Source organism: Nocardia sp. NPDC055321, from assembly GCF_053645575.1.
The window spans coordinates 60,427-75,970 of record NZ_JBSHMS010000036.1 but is presented as its reverse complement, the minus strand read 5'-3'; the positions used below and the strand labels follow the sequence as shown (position 1 = coordinate 75,970).

The following is a 15,544-nucleotide window of genomic DNA, read 5'->3' as shown; positions in this document are numbered from 1 at the left end:
GCGAATGCGCTGGTCAAGCGTCACCCTTATGTATTCCTTGACAGGAATATTCTCTTCATAGAATACTTCCTCCCATGGAAGAGATCGCATCGGCGCTCGGGGACAGCGCCCGCTGGCGGATCGTCGAACTGCTCGCCGAACGTCCGCGATCGGTCGGCGAACTCGCCGAACTGACGGGGCTGCGGCAACCGCAGACCACCAAGCACCTGCAGACGCTCGCGCGCGCCGGGCTCGTCACGACCTCACCGCTCGGGCAGCGGCGGATCGCCGCCGTCGAGGCGGAACCGTTGCGGGCCTTCGCGGACCGACTGCGCGAGCTGGTCGACACCGTCGAAGCCACGGCGGGCGAGCGCGACGCCGTCGCAAACTACCGGGCCGCGCTGGACGCCGCCGCGGCCGTCGCCGACCGGTCCGGATGGGCGGACGGACGGACCTTCGTCTTCGAGCGGGCGCTCGCCGCGACCCCGGACGAGGTCTGGCGCCACTGGACCGATCCGGCACTGCTCGAAGCCTGGTGGGCGCCACCGTCCATGACGATCACCGACTGCGTGATCGAGCCCCGGCCCGGCGGCCGCGCCATCCTGGACTATCGCGACGCCGAGGGACGATACCGCTCCGCGGGCACCGTCCGCGCCGCGACCGAACCCGGGCACCTCGCCTTCGATCTGACGGTGTTCGACCCCGCCGGCGCGGTCTCCTTCACCGGCGCGTACGAGCTGACCCTGACCGCGCACGCGGGCGGCACCGCGCTGCGCCTCGGCCTCACCATCACCGACTCGGCCGTCGCGGCGGCCCCCTTCATCGCCGGCATCGACACCGGCTGGGGCCGGGTCCTCGACCAGCTCCGCTCCCTCGTCGACTCCGCGAATTGACCACCACCGCAAGGAAAGTAGAACCGATATGACCATCTCGACCGGGCGCGTCGTGACCGCCAACATCGCCCTCACCATCGACGGCCGCTACAACGGACCCGGCGGTCCCGCCGATGCCGCGGCGATCGTTCCCTACGCCACCACCGAGGTCGCCCGCCGGCATCTCGGCCGCATTCACGAGAACGCCACGACCGCCGTCCTCGGGCGCAAGAACGCCGAAGGCTTCCTCGGCTACTGGCCGACCGTCGCGGCCGACGACGACGCCGATCCCCGCGACCGCGCCTACGCGAAGTGGCTGATCGACACCGAGAAGGTCGTCTTCTCCACCACGATCACCACCGCGCCCTGGGAGCGCACCCGGATCGTGAACGCCCCCGCCGCCGAGGTGATCACCGGCCTGAAAGCCGTTGGCAGCGGCGAGATTCTGATCAACACCAGCCCGACCGTCACCAAGGCGCTGCTCGCCGCGGATCTGATCGACCGGCTGTACCTGCTCATCACCCCCGAGATCGCCGGCTCCGGCGAGCGACTGTTCACCGACGGCCTGCCGGGCTCCACCTGGCGGCTCGCCGATCAGGAGGTCGGCGAACTCGGCGAGATCGCCCTCATCTACGACCGCGCGCGCTGATCGCCGCGATGCCGATCTCGGTTCGAGTGCCGGGCACGGTGTGCGAGTGCGGATTCCAGCGCATGGGATCGAATCCGAGCCGCACGCGTCCGCGCGAAGACCTCGACGCCGAGCGCAGTAGGCACGCGCGCGCGGGCGGAGGCCGTGTGCCCGAGGCGCGGCAGACCGGCCCGGGCTACCCCGGCGTAGTCGCCGAGAGGTAGCCCGGGTCCTCCTTCCGGCGCTGTCAATACCGCTCAGGTCGCATCGGGGATGGGGGCCGCCGGGGGATGTGAGCCGGTCGGCGCGGCCGTAGCGTGGCGGTATGGCTGTTCAGGTGGAGATGGCGACGGGGCGGCGGATCGCCGAAGTCGACATTCTCAGAGGGTTCGCTCTGTTCGGGATTCTCGTCACCAACGTGATGGTGGGGACGATGCTGATGTCCTTCACCGGCACCGCGGCCGACCCCGTGCCCATGTTCGACGGCGGGTGGGATCGGACCGTGTACGCGGTCATGTACGGGTTGTTCCTGGGCAAGTTCTATCTGCTGTTCGCGTTCCTGTTCGGGTACTCGTTCACCCTGCAGATCGCCGCCGCCGAACGGGCCGGGGCACGGCCGGTACCGCGACTGCTGCGCCGCAGCGGTGCGCTGTTCCTGCTGGGCCTGGCGCACGTGCTGTTCCTGTGGATCGGCGACATACTCACCCTCTACGCGGGCCTGTGCGTAATCCTGGTGCTGCTGCGCAAGATTCGGCCGCGCACGGCGCTGATCGCCGGCCTCACGCTGTACGCGATCTACGCGGTGATGTCGTTCTTCACCGGCGGCGGCGGGGTCGCGGGTCTGGGGGAGCTGCTCGACCTGCCGCGGATGCACGCGGGCTACACCGGCGACTTCGGCGACACCCTGCGCGAGCAACTGCGGACCGCGCCGGTCTTCATGATCTTCACCTGGCTCGGCCAGGGCGTCCCGAGCCTGGGCATGTTCCTGATCGGCCTGGCGGCGGGCAAACGCGGACTCTTCGAGAACAGCGAACTCCTGAACCGCTGGACGCCGGTCGCCATGCGCGTGGGATTCGGTGTCGGACTGCCGATCTCGATCGCGACCACCGCCTACTGGGCCATCGACGGCGACACCCCCGCGGTCCTGCACGGCCTCCAGGAAGTGGCGAACCCGTTCATGACCGCGGGGTATGTCGCGGGCATCGTGTGGCTCGCCCGCTGGCGGTGGGCCTCGGCCATCACCGTCCTGGCTCCCGCGGGAAAGATGGCCGCCACCAACTACATAGCCCAGTCGGTCATCTTCATGGTCGTCTACACCGGATACGGTCTGGCCCTCGCCGACCGGGTGCCCCCGCTCGCCGTTCTCCTCATCGCCCTGCTGACCTACGTCCTGCAGCTCTGGGCCGGCGAGCGCTGGCTGCGGCGGCACGGCTACGGACCCGTCGAATGGCTGCTGCGCGCGGCCACCTACCGCACTATCCCGGCCTGGCGGAAAACTCCGGCGTGAGCGCCGGCCGATGAATCTCGCGCCGCCGCACCGTCTGTATCGGTGACCCCGTCGACCGTGCGCAAGGAGCAGATCATGACCTCGACCCCGTCCGTGACCGCTGGAACGCTCGCCGTGCCCGATGGGCGGCTCTACTACGAGGTGCGCGGCTCCGGGCCGCTGGTGGCCCTGGTCGGCGCGCCCATGGACGCGGTGCCGTTCGAGCCGGTCGCCGAACTCCTCGCCGCGGACTTCACGGTGCTGACGCTGGATCCGCGCGGACACGGGCGCAGCGTGCTCGACGATCCGGAGAGCGATTCGACGCCGGAGCTGCGGGCCGACGATCTGGCGCGGCTGATCGCCCAGGTGGGAGCGGGCCCGGCCGCGGTCTTCGGGTCGAGCGGCGGCGCGGTCACCACTCTGGCACTGGCACAGACGCATTCGGCGCTGGTGCACACGGTGATCGCCCACGAGCCGCCGCTGCGGGAGCTGCTGGCGGACCGGGAGAGCTACCGGGCGCAGACCGACGAAATGATCGCGCTGCACCGGGCGGGCGACGTACGCGGGGCCTGGGCCGCGTTCTTCCGCATGACGGGGATGACCATCCCGGAGCCGATGCTCAGCGGGATGCTGGAACAGATGTCGAGCCCGGACCGCGATCCGGTGGAGATCGCCTCCGACAACTACTTCTACAACCACGAGCTGCACCAGACCTCGGGCTGGCTGCCGAACCTCGAGGCGCTGCGCGCCGCGCCGGCCCGCATCGTCATCGGAATCGGCGAGACCTCGACCGGGCAGTTCTGCGATCACACCTCGCGGGCGCTGGCCACCGAACTCGGCAGCACCCCGGAGCTCTTCCCCGGCGGGCACGGCGGATTCACCGAGGATCCCGCGGCGTTCGCCAAGCGCGTGCACGAGGTGCTGCGGGACAACTGACCGCCGGTGCGGGCGGCGGCGGGCCCGCCGCCCGCACCGCTCACGGCCGTACCCCGCCGTACTCCCGATACCCCGCGATCCGAATGGCTCGCCGGCCGCGGTCGGTCGACCGCCACCCCACGGGCCCCTGCAGTGTCGACACCGCGAGCCCGGCTCGCTGCAAACCTAGTAGTGCCCGGCGAATCGAGGTTTCGGGTAGCCCGGTCGCGAGCGTCAACTGCCGCACGGTCATCGCCGCGGTGACGCTCGATCGGGGGAGTGCACCAAGAACTTTCGCCTGGGTATTCGTCAGCGCCATCCACGCCCCTGTGGTCGTTTCGGTTGAGGATCGCCGACGCCAGTGGGCCGCTCACTCCCGGTCCGGCGCCGATGCCGATCTTCACGTTAGGGAATTCGGCCCACCCACCGGAAGGATGTTGCGAATTGTTGCGAGTGGTCGAATGCGGGCTCCGGCAGCAACTTTCCACCCTTGACCGCATGCGCGGCGGAGGCGACCATGGAGGTTTAGGGCGCAACTGTTCGCAACTCTCGAGACAGGTAGGCCGCCATGCGTTTGACGTTCGTCGCCAAGGATCCGGGCTCGAATCCGACCGGTTCGCCGACGCTGTACCGCACCGATCGGGGGTCGTGGGTGGTGCAGGGCTGGGCCATCACCGATCCGGACACCCTGGCACAGATGAACATTCCGGACGGCGAGTCGTGTGTAGAGATCCCGGACCGCCTGGTGCCGTTCTTCGAACAGGGAGACAGTGTTCTCGATCAGTGACGACGAGTTCGACCGCCTACTGATCGATTTCCGGCGCGAGGCGATCCATCTCGAGACCCGCGATGTCTACGGCACCGCGACAGAGCTACCGCACCTGGCGCGGTGGGCCGCCGGTGAGCCCGACGACCTACTCTGGCTGCACGACTGGTGCACGACCCTGCGCGCGCACACCGCCGCGGGCCGCTCGGTTCGCCGGGCCCGCATCGTCTCCGAACCGCTGAGCGACTATCAGCTCTGGTCCTACAGCATCGCCCGGCCCATGATCGAGGCCGGTGAGGACATCCGCTGGGTGCCCCGCCGGCTCACCTCCTCGATCGGCCTGCCCGGCAACGACTTCTATCTCATCGACGATCGCCTGGTCGTCTTTCTGCACTACTCCGGGAACGGCTCGGCCACGGGCAAGACCATTTCCACCGCTCCCGACGATATCGAGCTGTGCCGCAACGCGTTCGACGCGGCGTGGGCCCTGGCAATTCCGCACCGTGAATACCAACCCGTCTAGTTCGGCACAGGAGGCTCGGCGCGCGCTCGGGGCACGCCTACGCGAGATCCGCAGGGAAGCCGGCTTGACCGCCCGGGAGGTGGCCGCGGCCACCGGTCAGCACTACACCCGGGTGTCCAAGCTGGAGAACGGTATTCAGACGCCCACCGACGGGGACATTCGCGACTGGTGCCGGGCCTGCGCCGCGGACGGCCAGGTCGAGGATCTGCTCGCGACCCTGCGGGCGGTCGATTCGGCCTACGTGGAATTCCGCCGGGCGGGCCGCGCCGGTCTCAAACGGGTGCTGGGCGCGCACACCCAGCAGCGGTACGAGCAGACCCGCGTGTTCCGGATCTACGAGCACAACGTGATCCCCGGTCTCTTCCAGACGCCCGAGTACTCCGCGGCCATGCTCTCGTTCTGGATCCGATTCCTCGGGGTCCCCAACGACGTGGAGGCCGCGGTGGCCGTGCGGCTCGAGCGCCAGCGGGTGCTGCAGCGCGGCGGCAAGCGGTTCGTCGTCATTCTCGAGGAGCAGGCCCTGCGCACCTGGTTCGGTGACGCCGAGGTGCAGGCGGGCCAGCTCGGTCGGCTGCTCGAACTCGTGGCCGCGCCCAGCATCTCGCTGGGCATCATCCCGCTGATGATCGAGCGCCAGGCGGTGGCCTCGACCGGTTTCTGGATCTTCGACGACGAACTGGTCGCCCTGGAAACCCCCACGGCCAGTATTCAGGTCACCCAGCCCGCCGAATGTCAGATGTACGCCCGCATGTTCGAGGTTCTGAAGGGTTCGGCCGTCTACGGCCGCGAGGCCCGCGCGATCATCCTGCGCACTCTCGCCGACCTCACCCGCTGACCGGTGGCTACGGGTGCCCCGCGCGGGGCGCGGGCGCGGGGGCGGTGAGGATCTGGCCGGTGCGCGTGGCGGCGGCGGACATGCCTTCCGCGCCTTGCCATTCGGCGACCACGACGTACAGCGTGTTGGACTGGGCCCCGCCGAGCGTGCAGGCGAAGGCGGCGCGGTCCAGCGGCACCTCGGCCAGGATCTGGCCCCCCTCGCGGACTCGGACGCAGCGGGTCATGGCCGCGCACCAGACGGCGCCCTCGGCGTCGATGCAGATGCCGTCGGGGTGGCCGTCCACCTCGGCCCAGACGCGGCGGTGCGAGAGACCGCCGTCGGGTTCGATGTCGAAGGCGGTCAGGCGTTTGGCGTGGGACTCGGCGACGATCAGGGTGCCGCCGTCGGGGGTGATGACCATGCCGTTGGGAAAGTGCACGTCATCGGCGACCGTGCGGGCCGTGCCGTCCGGGGAGACGACCGCGATCAGACCGGGGGCGGGTTCCGCGCCGCCCATCATGTCGTAGCCGATCGAGTTCACGTAGGCGTTCCCGTTGTCCGCGACCACGATCTCGTTCCAGGGATGCGGGGACAGCGTGCTCAGATCGGTCACCGTGTGCAGCCGGGTGTCGTACTCGCGCCGCAGCAGCTTGCGCCCGTCGCCGTTGGCCAGCACGAGCATGCGCCCGTCCGGCAGCCAGTCGAAACAGAAAGGCAGGCCGGGGATTTCGAGCTGGACGAAGTGCCTGCCCTGGTAGTCGACGGTCAGCACCTGGCCCGCGAGCCAGTCCGAGAGCCAGAGCCTGCCGTCGTGCCACCGAGGTGACTCGCCGAGCGCGAGCCCCTCCATCAGTACCGTGGGAGTTATCGAAGAGCTTGTGGTCATGCTTCACCTCCGGATCGGTATCGTCCAAAAGTGCAGACGGCCTCGAGCTCGAAATGTCATCGTCGCTACACCAGGGGCGGTAGTACCCAGCGGGCGTAGGTGTTCTCCGGGCTGACCGTGATCACGTCCGCCACCTGAACTATATCGTCGGGAACCGTGCCGTCGAAGTGCTCGAGGCTCGGGGTGATGATCGCTTCGGCCTCCAGCAGGGAGATCGCGTCACTCAGGTGCGCGCCCGTGGTGTCCGGATTCAGGACCATCGTCTTGCACAGGTCGTATCCCAGGCGCCGCGCCACGTGCTGAATCTGCGCCCGATGCCACTGTAGTTGAACCCCCGACACGTCCTGCCGGAGAAATCCGATCGCCGCCGGATGTGCTCGCATTCGTCCGCCTCCCACCGAGTCCCGGCCCACTGTCCACGCTATGTCGAAGCCGCCGTGCCCACCGGGGATCTCGCATAAGTCGCAAAACAATTATGGGTCAAAATCGGGCACGCGCCACCGAAAGGCGGAACTCGCACCGGGACCCGGGGTACCGGGCACGAAACGGGCCCGCCGTCCGAGACGGCGGGCCCGTTGTCGGCGGGGCGAAGCGCTCAGCGCGCGAAGGTCGCGGCCTGATCGGCGAGATCGAGCAGCGGCTGCGGGAAGATGCCGAGCACCAGGGTCGCCGCGGCGGTGAGCGCGACGACGGTGGTGGTGAGGGTGGGGAACACCAGGGCCGGCGGCGTCGCCGGGGAATCGGTGAAGTACATGAGCACGATGACCCGGACGTAGAAGAAAGCCGCTATGGCACTGCAGATCACGCCCACGATCACCAGCGTGGCCGCCCCGCCCGAGGACGCCGCCTCGAACACCGCGAACTTGGCCATGAACCCGCCGGTCAGCGGGATGCCCGCGAAGGAGAGCAGGAACAGCGCGTAAATCGTTGCCAGCCAAGGCGATCGGCGCCCGAGTCCCGCCCACGCGGACAAAGCCGTTGCCTCGTCGCCGTTTTCGTCGCGCACCAGCGAGACCACCGCGAACGCACCCAGCGTGCCGAGTCCGTAGACCGCGAGGTAGAACAGCACCGCCGACACACCGGAGTCGTTGGCCGCCACCAGGGCGGTGAGGATGAACCCCGCGTGCGCGATCGAGGAGTACGCGAGCATGCGCTTCATGTCGGTCTGGGTGATGGCCAGTACCGCGCCGGCGATCATGGTCGCGATGGCGATCGCCGCGAGGACGGGCCGCCAGTCGTCGCGCAGATCCGGCACCGCGATGTAGAGCACGCGCAGCAGCGCGCCCACCGCGGCGATCTTGGTGGCCGCCGCCATGAACGCCGTCACCGGGGTGGGCGCGCCCTGGTACACGTCGGGCACCCAGGACTGGAACGGCACCGCGCCGATCTTGAACAGCAGACCCACCGCGAGCATGGCCACACCGAGCACCGCCAGGGTGTGGGAGGTGCCGGTGTCCCGGGTGACCGCCTCGGCGATGCCGGAGAACCGTACGGTTCCGGCGTACCCGTACAGCAGCGCCATGCCGTAGAGGAAGAACGCGGAGGAGAACGCCCCGAGCAGGAAGTACTTGAGCGCCGCCTCCTGCGACAGCAGACGCCGCCGCCGCGCCAGCCCGCACAGCAGGTACAGCGGCAGCGACAGCACCTCGAGGGCGACGAACATGGTGAGCAGGTCGTTCGAGGCCGGGAACAGCAGCATCCCGGCGACCGCGAACAGGGTGAGCGGGAAGACCTCGGTGGTCGAGATGCCCGCGCGCGTGGCCGCGATCTCGTCGGAACTGCCGGGCATGGACGCGGCCTGCGGGGTGAACGCGTCGACCCCGCGCGCCGCGGTCAGGCTCCAGGTGCCCGGACCCTCCCGGTGCATCGGCACCCGATCGGCGCGGCGCTCGGCGATGAAGAGCAGTCCGAGGATGGAGACGACCAGAATGGCGCCCTGCAGGAACAGGGTCACCCCGTCGATCGCGACCGCGCCGACCGCCGCGGTCGCGCGCGTGCCGCGCAGGCCGATCACCGCGCCCAGTGCCACGCCCAGCCCGCCCAGCCCGAGGATCAGCTGGACGAGATAGCGGGATCGCCTGGGCGCGAACGCTTCCACCAGCACGCTGACGACCGCGACGCCGAACACGATGAGCATGGGCGCCAGCAGGCGGTATTCGATACTCGGCGCGGGAAGTGCCGCCGCCAGTGGCGAATCCGCCACCGCGGCCAGCATCAGGGGTGTGCCGCTCACTTGTTCCCTCCTGTCGGGGACGCCTCCGGCGTGACAGCCGGAACCGGATCGTGCTGTCCGATGGTGGTGAGGGTGCGGGTCACGGCCGGATCGATGGTGTCCAGCACCGGTTTCGGATACACCCCGAGGAACAGCAGGGCCGCGAGCAGCGGCACCACGACCACCATTTCGCGCGGCAGCAGATCGTAGAGCCGCTCGTTACCCGGCTTCACCGGCCCGGTCATCATGCGCTGGTACATCCACAGGATGTACAGCGCGGCCAGCGCCAGCGCCGCCGCCGCGAAGATCGCCGCCACCGGATAGCGCGTGAAAGTGCCCATCAGCACCAGGAATTCACTGATGAACGGCGCCAGCCCCGGCAGCGACAGCGTGGCCAGACCGGCGATGAAGAAGGTGCCCGCCAGGATTGGCGCGACCTTCTGCACCCCGCCGTACTCGGCGATGAGCCGGGTTCCCCGGCGCGAGACCAGGAATCCCGCGATCAGGAACAGCGCCGCGGTGGAGATGCCGTGATTGACCATGTACAGCGTGGCGCCGGTGCTGCCCTGCGTGGTGAGGGCGAAGATGCCGAGAATGATGAAGCCGAAGTGCGAGATCGAGGTGTACGCGATCAGGCGCATGACGTCGGTCTGGCCGATCGCCAGCAGCGCGCCGTAGATGATGCCGATGACCGCGAGCACGCAGATGAACGGCGCGTAGGTGGCAGTGGCGTCCGGGAACAGCAGCAGGCAGTACCGCAGCATGCCGAAGGTGCCGACCTTGTCCACGATGGCCATCATGAGCACGGCGCTGGCGGGCGTCGCGGCGACCGCGGCGTCGGGCAGCCAGGTGTGCAGCGGCCACAGCGGCGCCTTGACCGCGAACGCGAACATGAAGCCCAGGAACAGCGCGTTCAGCACCACCGGGCCCGCTCCGAGCTGCCCGGAGTTGGCCGCCTCCATGACGATTCGGAAATCGAAGGTGCCGCCACCGTTCGCGCCGAGCTGCTCGCGCGCGGTGAGCACGTACAGCCCGATGACCGCGGCCAGCATGATCAGTCCGCCGAACAGGTTGTACAGCAGGAACTTCACCGCCGCGCGCGAGCGCTGGGCCCGCCCGGCCGCGTCGGCGGTCTTGGGTCCGAAGCCGCCGATGAGGAAGTACATCGGGATCAGCATGACCTCGAAGAACACGTAGAACATCAGGATGTCCAGCGAGGTGAACGAGATCAGCACCATGGCCTCGACGACCAGGGTGAGCGCCACGTAGTAGTGCGCCACCCGCGGCCCGGTGCCGACCTCGCGGTCGTCCTGCCAGCCCGCGAGCAGCAGCAGTGGCACCAGTCCGGCGGTGAGCAGGACCAGCACCATGGCGATGCCGTCCAGGCCCAGGGTGTACCCGGCGCCGAAAGCCGGGATCCACTCGTGTGATTCGACGAACTGGTAGTGGTCGCCGCCGGGCTCGAACATCCACGCCAGCCACATGCCGACGCCGAGGGTGGCCAGGGAGACCACGAGAGCGAAACTCCGGGCGGCGGTCCGCCACGAGGCCGGGAACAGCAGGACCAGCACGGCGCCGATGACCGGTACCGCCCACAGCGTTGTCAGCCAGGGAAAGTCACTCAAAACAACCTCACCGCCAGCAGGGCGGCGGCCACCAGTGCCGCGCCGGTGAACATGGACAGGGCGTACGAGCGCACGAAACCGGTTTGCACCCGGCGGATTCGGCCGGACAGGCCGCCGATGACGGCGGCGGTGGTGTTCACCAGGCCGTCGATGCCGCGATTGTCGACGAACACCAGCGACCGCGTGACGTGCTGACCGGGCCGCATGAACGCGGCCTCGTTGAAGGCGTCGCCGTACAGGTCGCGGCGCGCGGCCACGGTGAGCCGCGAGCCCGCGGGCGCGACCTCGGGAACCGGATGGTTGGCGTACTGGTCGTAGGCCACCCACACGCCAGCCGCGACGACCGCGAGCGCGAAGAACGTGATCGCCCACACCGGGATGACGGGTTCGCCGTGATGCGCGCCGACCACCGGTTCGAGCCAATTCTGCAGGGCCGAGCCGTAAGCCAGCAGCGCGCCGGAGAACACCGAGCCGAAGGCCAGCAGAATCATGGGCCCGGTCATGGAGGCGGGCGACTCGTGCGGGTGCGTGCCCTGCTTCCAGCGCTTCTCACCGAAGAAGGTGAGCAGCATGACGCGGGTCATGTAGAAGGCGGTGATGCCCGCGCCGGCCAGCGCCGCGATACCGGTGATGATGCCCGCGAAACCGCCATGTGCGAAGGCGGCCTCGATGATCCGGTCCTTGGAGAAGAAGCCCGCGAAGGGCGGTACGCCGAGGATGGCGAGGTAGCCGAGGCCGAAGGTGACGTAGGTGATCGGCAGGAGCGTGCGCAGTCCGCCGTAGCGCCGCATATCGGTCTCGTCGTTCATGGCGTGCATGACCGAGCCCGCGCCCAGGAACAGTCCGGCCTTGAAGAAGCCGTGGGTGAGCAGGTGCATGATGGCCGCGGCGTAGCCGACCGGGCCCAGGCCCACCGCGAGCATCATGTAGCCGATCTGGCTCATGGTCGAGGCGGCCAGGGCCTTCTTGATGTCGTCCTTGGCGCAGCCGATGATCGCGCCGTAGAGCAGCGTCACCGCGCCCACCGCCATGACCGCGGCCTGCGCGGCCGGGGCGAGATCGAAGATGGGGTTGGAGCGCGCGATGAGGTAGACGCCCGCGGTGACCATGGTGGCCGCGTGGATGAGCGCGGACACCGGGGTCGGGCCCTCCATCGCGTCCCCGAGCCACGCCTGCAGCGGCACCTGCGCGGACTTGCCGCACGCGCCGAGCAGCAGCATCAGGCCGATGCCGGTGAGCGCGGCGGAGCTCGCCTGATCGGCGGCCCCGAAAACCCCGCGGTAGTCGACGGTTCCGAAGGTCGCGAACATGATCATCAGCGCGATGGCCAGGCCCATGTCGCCGACGCGGTTGACGATGAACGCCTTCTTGGCAGCCGCTGCGGCGGAGGGCTTGTCGTACCAGAAGCCGATCAGGAGGTAGGACGCCAGGCCCACACCCTCCCAGCCCAGGTACAGCACCAGGTAGTTGTCCGCCAGGACCAGCACCAGCATGGCCGCCAGGAACAGGTTCAGGTAGGCGAAGAAGCGCCGCCGCCCCGGATCGTGCGACATGTAGCCGATGGAATAGATGTGGATGAGCGACCCGACGCCGGTGATCAGCAGCGCGAAGCACATCGAGAGCTGGTCGAGTCCGAGCGCGAAGTCCACGTGCAACCCGTTGACCGGCACCCAGCTGAACAGCGTATGCCGAACGGCCCGTTCGTCGTTCGCCCGTCCGAGCATCTCCCAGAAGGCCCACGCGGCCACCCCGAACGAGCCCAGCGCGAGCGCCGTCCCGAGCAGGTGTCCCCACTTGTCGCTGAATCGCCCGAGCAGCAACAGGATCACGGCGCCGCTCAGGGGCAGCGCCGGCAGCAGCCACAGCATCAACTGTGCGGTATCCATGTCAGTACCGCAGCAGGTTGGCGTCGTCGACCGAGGTCGAGCGACGGGCGCGGAAGATGGTCATGATGATCGCGAGGCCGACCACGACCTCGGCGGCGGCCACCACCATGGTGAAGAAGGCGAAGACCTGACCGTCCAGATTGTCGTGCAGGCGCGCGAAGGTGACGAACGCGAGGTTCACGGCGTTGAGCATCAGCTCCACGCACATGAACACCACGATCGCGTTGCGCCGCACCAGCACACCGGCCGCGCCGATGGTGAAGAGCAGGGCGGAGAGGTAGAGATAGTTATCCGGGTTCACCGCAAGCCTTCCGTGTCAGATCCGGAGTCATTGCCGTCCTTGCCATTCCCGTTGTCGCCGGCGCCGACCGTGCGCACCACGGCCTCCTCGTGCGCGCGATTGCGGCGGTGCCGCAGGATGCTGCTGACCGAGAGCTCCTCGAAGGAGCCGTCCGGCAGGCGCGCGGGGGCGTCGACGGCGTTGTGGCGGGCGTACACGCCGGGCGTGGGCAGCGGGGTGACCCGCTTACCGTCCCGGAACCGCTGTTTGGACATCTCCCGCTGATCCTGGCGCGGGCCGAAGCGCTCGCGGTGCGCGAGCACCATGGCGCCGATGGTCGCGGTGATGAGCAGCGCGCCGGTGAGCTCGAACGCCCATACGTACTTCAGGAAGAGGAGTTCGGCGAGCGCGGCGACGGTGTCGTTGCCACCCAGTCCGGGACCGGTGACCGCGACGTCGGCGGCGTTCATGCCGCGCGCGATGCCCGCGATCATGAGCATGCCGAAGCCGATGCCGACGACCAGCACCGCGATGCGCTGCCCGCGCAGGGTCTCGCGCAGCGACTCCGCGGAGTCGACGCCGACCAGCATGAGCACGAACAGGAACAGCATCATGACCGCGCCGGTGTAGACCACGATCTGCACGACGCCCAGGAACAGCGCGCCCTGGGCGATGTAGAAGGCGGAGAGCGTGATCATGGTGGCCGCCAGGCACAGCGCGGAGTGCACGGCCTTGCGGGCGCACACCATGCCGAGCGCGCCCACCACCGCCACCACCGACAGGATCCAGAACTGCACGGCCTCACCGGTTCCGGTGTGCGTCAGCACCTGTTGCGCCGGTGCGGCCTCGAGGATGGTCGTCACTTCTTCGCCTCCGCTCCGGTCAGCTCGCTCGGCGCGCCGGGGACCTCGCCGCGGTAGTACGAGCCCTCGTCCGCGCCGGGGTACATCTCGTGCGGCGCTTCCACCATCCCCGGCTGCAGCGGCGCGAGCAGGTCCCGCTTCTCGAGGATCAGGTCGACGCGATTGTCGTCGGCCAGTTCGTATTCGTTGGTCATGGTCAGCGCCCGCGTCGGGCACGCCTCGATGCACAGGCCGCAGCCGATGCAGCGCAGGTAGTTGATCTGGTAGACGCGGCCGTAGCGCTCACCGGGGGAGAAGCGCTCGTCCTCGGTGTTGTCCGCGCCCTCGACGAAGATCGCGTCGGCCGGGCAGGCCCACGCGCACAGCTCGCAGCCGATGCACTTCTCGAGGCCGTCCGGATGCCGATTGAGCTGGTGCCGGCCGTGATAGCGCGGCTGGGTCGGGGTCTTGACCTCCGGGTAGAGCTCGGTGTTCGGCTTCTTGAACATGGTCGCCGCGGTGACGTAGAAGCCGCCGAGCGGTTCCAGCAGACCGGGTTTCGGCCCCGTCCGGCCGGGTTCGGCGGGCATGGGCGGCACCGGGAAATCCGAGTACTGGCTGGTGGATTCGGGATCGGGGGCCGCCTTGGTGCGGTCGTCGCCCGCGTGCCCGGCCTTGAGCACCAGACCGATCAGCAGACCCGCGATCAGCAGGCCGCCGATGATCATGCCCGGGGTCTGGACCCGGATGCCCTCGTTCTCGAGCGCGCGCAGCGTGGCCACGAACATGACCCAGGCCAGCGACACCGGAATCAGCAGCTTCCAGCCCAGATTCATGAACTGGTCGTACCGCAGGCGCGGCAGCGTGCCGCGCAGCCAGATGAACACGAACAGGAAGATCCACACCTTGGCCGTGAACCACAGCATGGGCCACCAGCCCGAGTTCGCGCCCGCCCACAGGCTGATCGGGAACGGTGCGTGCCAGCCGCCGAAGAACAGCGTGGTCGCCAGCGCGGAAACCGTTGCCATGTTGATGTACTCGGCCATCATGAACATGGCGAACTTGAGCGAGGAGTACTCGGTGTGGAAGCCGCCGACCAGCTCGCCCTCGGCCTCGGGGAGATCGAACGGCGCGCGGTTGGTCTCGCCGACCATGGACACCGCGTAGATCAGGAACGAGGGCAGCAGCAGGAAGACGTACCAGGTGCCATACTGCGCCTCCACGATGCCCGAGGTGGCCATCGTGCCCGAGAGCAGGAACACCGCCGCGAAGCACAGCGCCATGGCGATCTCGTAGGAGATGACCTGCGCGGTGGAGCGCAGTCCGCCCAGCAGCGGGTACGTCGAGCCCGACGCCCAGCCGGCCAGCACGATGCCGTACACGCCCACCGAGGCCATGGCCAGCACGTACAGCACGCCCACCGGCATATCGGTCAGCTGCAGCGGCGTGCGCTCGCCGAAGATGGAGACCTCGGGCCCGAACGGGATCACCGCGAACGCCATGACCGCCGGAATCAGCGAAATGATCGGCGCCAGAATGAAGATGGGCTTGTCCACGATGGCCGGGATGATGTCCTCTTTGAGGAGCATCTTCACGCCGTCGGCGATGGACTGCAGACTGCCGCGCGGGCCGACCCGGTTGGGGCCGACGCGCATCTGCATGAACGCCACGATCTTGCGTTCGGCGTACACCGCCAGCATGGGGATCAGCAGCAGGAACACGAAGATGCCGACCGACTTGAGCAGGATCAGCCACCACGGATCGCGGCCGAACGCGCCCAGCGGATCGGGTTCGGTCCGGGCGGCCTGGGCGAGCAGGTACTGACCC

15 protein-coding genes are annotated in these 15,544 nt (G+C 68.7%); 7 read left to right on the top strand and 8 right to left on the bottom strand.

Annotated features, from left to right (window positions below):
• The first annotated feature begins 74 nt into the window (after positions 1 to 74).
• The 7 genes from ACWIGI_RS37180 (at position 75) to ACWIGI_RS37150 (ending at position 6,004) form a co-directional block, all read left to right on the top strand.
• Entirely contained in the window at positions 75 to 872 is a 798-nt protein-coding gene (locus ACWIGI_RS37180) for a metalloregulator ArsR/SmtB family transcription factor (protein WP_454208259.1), read from the top strand.
• 28 nt (positions 873 to 900) lie between these two features.
• Positions 901 to 1,500 carry a dihydrofolate reductase family protein gene (locus ACWIGI_RS37175; RefSeq protein ID WP_454208258.1) on the top strand — a complete coding sequence of 200 codons (600 nt, stop codon included), beginning with the start codon at positions 901 to 903 and terminating at the stop codon, positions 1,498 to 1,500.
• Between the two features lie 304 nt (positions 1,501 to 1,804).
• Entirely contained in the window at positions 1,805 to 2,986 is a 1,182-nt protein-coding gene (locus ACWIGI_RS37170) for a DUF418 domain-containing protein (protein ID WP_454208257.1), read from the top strand.
• 75 nt (positions 2,987 to 3,061) lie between these two features.
• The gene (locus ACWIGI_RS37165; protein ID WP_454208271.1) at positions 3,062 to 3,901 is read left to right on the top strand and encodes an alpha/beta fold hydrolase; all 840 of its coding nucleotides are present in this window, start codon (positions 3,062 to 3,064) and stop codon (positions 3,899 to 3,901) included.
• Between the two features lie 547 nt (positions 3,902 to 4,448).
• Complete coding sequence (locus ACWIGI_RS37160; protein WP_454208256.1) at positions 4,449 to 4,667, top strand: hypothetical protein; 219 nt, start codon at positions 4,449 to 4,451, stop codon at positions 4,665 to 4,667.
• A complete protein-coding gene (locus ACWIGI_RS37155; RefSeq protein ID WP_454208255.1) occupies positions 4,651 to 5,169 on the top strand; it encodes a DUF6879 family protein in 519 nt (172 codons plus the stop codon). The genes ACWIGI_RS37160 and ACWIGI_RS37155 overlap by 17 nt, the downstream gene beginning before the upstream one ends.
• Positions 5,150 to 6,004: a helix-turn-helix domain-containing protein gene (locus ACWIGI_RS37150; protein WP_454208254.1), complete on the top strand. Its 855-nt coding sequence runs from the start codon at positions 5,150 to 5,152 to the stop codon at positions 6,002 to 6,004. Before ACWIGI_RS37155 ends, ACWIGI_RS37150 begins: the two co-directional genes overlap by 20 nt.
• 7 nt (positions 6,005 to 6,011) lie before the next feature.
• Here ACWIGI_RS37150 and ACWIGI_RS37145 read toward each other — a convergent pair whose 3' ends face one another.
• The 8 genes from ACWIGI_RS37145 to nuoH all read right to left on the bottom strand — a co-directional run bounded on the left by ACWIGI_RS37145 (position 6,012) and on the right by nuoH (position 15,534).
• Positions 6,012 to 6,872, bottom strand: a complete 861-nt coding sequence (locus tag ACWIGI_RS37145; protein WP_454208253.1) for an SMP-30/gluconolactonase/LRE family protein — start codon at positions 6,870 to 6,872, stop codon at positions 6,012 to 6,014.
• Between the two features lie 65 nt (positions 6,873 to 6,937).
• Positions 6,938 to 7,255, bottom strand: coding sequence for a hypothetical protein (locus tag ACWIGI_RS37140; RefSeq protein WP_454208252.1), 318 nt, complete (start codon positions 7,253 to 7,255; stop codon positions 6,938 to 6,940).
• 212 nt (positions 7,256 to 7,467) lie between these two features.
• Complete coding sequence (nuoN, locus tag ACWIGI_RS37135; protein WP_454208270.1) at positions 7,468 to 9,087, bottom strand: NADH-quinone oxidoreductase subunit NuoN; 1,620 nt, start codon at positions 9,085 to 9,087, stop codon at positions 7,468 to 7,470.
• A 14-nt stretch (positions 9,088 to 9,101) separates the two neighbouring features.
• A complete protein-coding gene (locus tag ACWIGI_RS37130) occupies positions 9,102 to 10,709 on the bottom strand; it encodes an NADH-quinone oxidoreductase subunit M (protein ID WP_454208251.1) in 1,608 nt (535 codons plus the stop codon).
• Entirely contained in the window at positions 10,706 to 12,577 is a 1,872-nt protein-coding gene (gene nuoL, locus ACWIGI_RS37125; protein ID WP_454208269.1) for an NADH-quinone oxidoreductase subunit L, read from the bottom strand. Before nuoL ends, ACWIGI_RS37130 begins: the two co-directional genes overlap by 4 nt.
• A 19-nt stretch (positions 12,578 to 12,596) precedes the next feature.
• Positions 12,597 to 12,896, bottom strand: coding sequence for an NADH-quinone oxidoreductase subunit NuoK (gene nuoK / locus ACWIGI_RS37120; RefSeq protein ID WP_454208250.1), 300 nt, complete (start codon positions 12,894 to 12,896; stop codon positions 12,597 to 12,599).
• Entirely contained in the window at positions 12,893 to 13,738 is an 846-nt protein-coding gene (locus ACWIGI_RS37115; RefSeq protein ID WP_454208249.1) for an NADH-quinone oxidoreductase subunit J, read from the bottom strand. Before ACWIGI_RS37115 ends, nuoK begins: the two co-directional genes overlap by 4 nt.
• Entirely contained in the window at positions 13,735 to 15,534 is a 1,800-nt protein-coding gene (nuoH, locus tag ACWIGI_RS37110; RefSeq protein ID WP_454208267.1) for an NADH-quinone oxidoreductase subunit NuoH, read from the bottom strand. The genes ACWIGI_RS37115 and nuoH overlap by 4 nt, the downstream gene beginning before the upstream one ends.
• Positions 15,535 to 15,544: the final 10 nt, after the last annotated feature.